This is a genomic window from Lactobacillus nasalidis (genome assembly GCF_016587775.1).
In the GTDB taxonomy this organism is placed as follows: domain Bacteria; phylum Bacillota; class Bacilli; order Lactobacillales; family Lactobacillaceae; genus Lactobacillus; species Lactobacillus nasalidis.
The window spans coordinates 1-3,535 of record NZ_BOCG01000046.1; the positions used below are offsets into that span (position 1 = coordinate 1).

Genomic DNA, 3,535 nt, shown 5'->3' on the forward strand with positions numbered 1-3,535 from the left:
CGCCGAGATCGAATGCAAGCGCTGCTTCTTCGCCGGCCAGCCGATTGCCGGCTGGGTCAACCGCCGGCGCCTGGGTGCCGTCTACGTCTACAACGACGAGCGCGTGGAAAAAGTCGGCCTGAACTATTAGGCAAAACAAAAGCAGCCTCACCAGTTGGTGAAGCTGCTTTTTTACTAGGCCGTGGTCCGGCTGACGCTGAAGAGAGTCTTGAAGACCCCGGTCGACAGACCTGGCGTGTCGTTGACGATGAAGCTGAGGATCGAGGAGTCGCTGATCATCTGGCTCAGCTGGCTGACGCCGACGGAGTTGAGGATCGACAAGACCACATACATGAAGAAGTAGGCGGCCACGAAGGAAACGATTGCCCCGGCCGTGTGGTCCAAGGTGGCCGTGAAACCTGACTTGTTTTCCTGGACCGGCAGCCAGCTCTTGAAGACCTTGGCAATCTGCTTGAGGGCAAAGAGCAGGACGAAGAAGGCGCCGAACCGGCAGACCTGCAAGGCCATGGAGGAGTCGGTCTGACTCTGGGCAAAGAGCTTGTAGATGAAGTTGCCGACCGGGTTCTGCAGCATGATCGCGATCATGAAGACGATCCCGGCGAAGATCAGGTTGACGATCCGCTTGGAGAAGCCGACCTGGTAACCCTTGTAGGTCTGCCAGGCCAGATAAAGTAAGACGAAAATGACTAATAACATGGTTAACTTCCTTTGTTTTGTTTGTTGGTTGATTTTTCCACGGATTATTTTTGACCTTCAGGCAAAAATAATCCATAATTGTTAAGATAGTTTGTGTAACATTTTTTTGCGCAAGATAGCTTTTTGCGTTACATTTAAGGGTGTGAAACACGGTTTCACGGGTGAAAGAATGAATCCTGAACTTTTTGCAGAAACATTGTCAAAATATAATTTTAAGTTGTCGGCCGCGCAAGAGCAACAATTTAAAACATATTTTAAAGAATTGGTCCGGGTCAATGAACATGTCAACCTGACCCGCATAACCGCGGAAGATGAAGTCTACCTCAAGCACTTCTATGACAGCGTGACCCCGCTTTTGCTCTTGCCGGAGGCCTTCGCGCAGGGAGCCAGCCTGGTGGACGTCGGCGCCGGGGCGGGCTTTCCGTCCCTGCCGATCAAGATCCTGCGGCCGGATCTCAAGGTGACCATTGTCGATTCCCTGGGCAAGCGGCTGAATTTCCTGGCCGACCTGCTGGAGAAGCTGGACATCAGCGGCGTGAACCTGGTGCACGGCCGGGCCGAGGACGTGGGCCAGAACCCGGAATACCGGGAAAAGTTCGACATCGTGACCGCGCGGGCCGTGGCCAGAATGAGCGTTTTGTGCGAATACTGCCTGCCTTTGGCCAAAACCGGCGGCAAGTTCCTGGCCTTGAAGGGGCCAAGAGCCGACGACGAACTGGACGCGGCCAGAAACGCCCTGGCCAAGCTGGGCGGGGAGGCGGCCTTCAGCCGGGTGTTCACCCTGCCGGGCAGCGATGAAGAAAGAACCATCATCCTGGTCGACAAGGTCAAGGAAACGCCGGGCAAGTACCCGCGCCAGGCAGGCACGCCAAGCCGGAAACCCTTGTAATTTTTTGGGAGGTGCCAAATGGCTTTTGGTTTTTTCCATCGAAATGAAATTCCGCGCGACAAGCAGGTCCAAGACCTGCCGCTGACGGAAATCCACCCGAATCGCTACCAGCCAAGACGGACTTTTAGCGATGATTCCATCAAACAGCTGGCCCAGACCCTGGACCAGGAGGGGCTGCTGCAGCCGATCGTGGTCCGCGAGGACCAGGGCGGCTATGAGATCATCGCCGGCGAACGCCGCTACCGGGCAGCCAAGAGCCTGGGCTGGGAGAAGATTCCGGCAATCGTGAACAATCTCGACGACCAGCAGACTGCTTCTCTGGCCCTGATCGAGAACCTGCAGCGGGAAAACCTGAACCCGATTGACGAGGCCCAGGCCTATGAGCAGCTGATGCAGCTCAACCAGCTCACCCAGACCCAGCTGGCCCAGGACATCGGCAAGTCCCAGTCCTACGTGGCCAACAAGCTGCGCCTGCTCAAGCTGTCTGCCCCCGTGCAGGAGAGCCTGGCCAAAGGCGAGATCAGCGCCCGCCACGGCCGGGCCATGCTGGGCCTGACGGAAGCCGACCAGGCAGCCCTGCTCAAGGAGGTCATCGACCACGGCCTCAGCGTCAAGGAGACGGAAGAGCGGGCAGCCAAACTGGCCAGCCCCAAGCCCGTCGTCAAGAAGAAGCAGGCCGTCCGCTACGGCCGGGACCTGCAGCTGCAGATCAACACGATCAAGCAGGCCGTCAAGCTGGCCAAGGAATCCGGCGTGAAGGTCAAGGTCACGGAAGCCAAGTCAGCGGACGAGTACCAGATCACTATCGTGCTGAAGAACCAGAGAAAGAAAAAGGAGGATTAGCATGAGCAGCGTCATCGCAGTTGCCAATCAAAAAGGCGGCGTCGGCAAGACCACGACGACCATCAACCTGGCCGCTTCCATTGCCAAAAGGGGCTACAAGGTCCTGATCGTGGACATCGACCCGCAGGGCAATGCCACCTCGGGGCTGGGAATCGAGAAGTCGACGATCGAATACGACATCTACAACGTCCTGGTCGACGAGATCCCGATTGCTTCAGCCATCAAGCCGACCAGCAGCAAGAAGCTGGACATCGTGCCGGCCACGATCAACCTGGCCGGGGCCGAGACCGAGCTGATCAGCATGATGGCCCGGGAGACCCGGCTGAAGGGCGCCATTGAGGATTTGGGCGACAAGTACGACTTCATTCTGATCGACTGCCCGCCTTCTTTGGGCCAGCTGTCGATCAATGCCTTTACCGCCAGCCAGTCGATTCTGATCCCGGTCCAGAGCGAATACTACGCCATGGAAGGGCTCAGCCAGCTGCTCAACACCATCCGCCTGGTGCAAAAGCACTTCAACAAGGACCTGGGCGTCGAAGGGGTGCTTTTGACCATGCTGGATGCCCGGACCAACCTGGGGGCCGACGTCGTCCAGCAGGTCAAGGAGTATTTCGGCGACCGGGTCTACAAGACGATTATTCCGCGCATCACCAAGCTGGCGGAAGCGCCGAGCTACGGGGAGGCAATCACGGAATACGCGCCGAATTCGCGCGGGGCCAAAGTGTATGATGACTTAGCAAAAGAGGTGCTGAAGGCTCATGGCAAGAGACTCAAGAAATAAGAAACAGGAAAAGAAGAAGGGCGGCCTGGGCCGCGGTTTGGGCGCCTTGTTTGAAGAAGAGCCCCAAGTCAAGCCGGCCGAGGAGATTGAGGACCTGCCCCTGGCAGAAGTCCGGCCCAACCCTTACCAGCCGCGGAAGAACTTCGATGAGAAAAAGCTGGCGGAACTGGCCGAATCCATCAAGGAAAACGGGGTTCTGCAGCCGATCATCGTCCGCCGGTCGGTCGGCGGCTATGAAATCATCGCCGGCGAGCGCCGCTACCGGGCTTCCGAACTGGCCGGCAAGGAGACCATCCCGGCCATCATCCGCCAGTTCGACGAAAGCC

At 57.7% G+C, this 3,535-nt stretch carries 5 protein-coding genes and 1 pseudogene; 5 read left to right on the top strand and 1 reads right to left on the bottom strand.

The annotated features are described in order from the left end of the window. A pseudogene (locus tag lacNas_RS14080) lies at positions 1-130 on the top strand (FAD:protein FMN transferase); the annotation flags it as partial. Positions 131-174: 44 nt separating this feature from the next. Here lacNas_RS14080 and lacNas_RS00345 read toward each other — a convergent pair. Then, entirely contained in the window at positions 175-696 is a 522-nt protein-coding gene (locus lacNas_RS00345) for a CvpA family protein (RefSeq protein ID WP_201332149.1), read from the bottom strand. 169 nt (positions 697-865) lie between these two features. On the opposite strand from lacNas_RS00345, the gene rsmG reads away from it, so the two are divergent. The 4 genes from rsmG to lacNas_RS00365 all read left to right on the top strand — a co-directional run. Further along, the gene (rsmG, locus tag lacNas_RS00350) at positions 866-1,585 is read left to right on the top strand and encodes a 16S rRNA (guanine(527)-N(7))-methyltransferase RsmG (protein WP_201332148.1); all 720 of its coding nucleotides are present in this window, start codon (positions 866-868) and stop codon (positions 1,583-1,585) included. Between the two features lie 18 nt (positions 1,586-1,603). Then, a complete protein-coding gene (noc, locus tag lacNas_RS00355) occupies positions 1,604-2,428 on the top strand; it encodes a nucleoid occlusion protein (protein ID WP_201332147.1) in 825 nt (274 codons plus the stop codon). 1 nt (position 2,429) lies between these two features. Next, positions 2,430-3,209 (top strand): ParA family protein, encoded by a 780-nt coding sequence (locus lacNas_RS00360; protein ID WP_201332146.1) that lies wholly within the window; start codon positions 2,430-2,432, stop codon positions 3,207-3,209. Beyond that, on the top strand, positions 3,187-3,535 hold a 349-nt coding region (locus tag lacNas_RS00365; RefSeq protein ID WP_201346486.1), incomplete at its 3' end, for a ParB N-terminal domain-containing protein. The genes lacNas_RS00360 and lacNas_RS00365, both read left to right, overlap by 23 nt.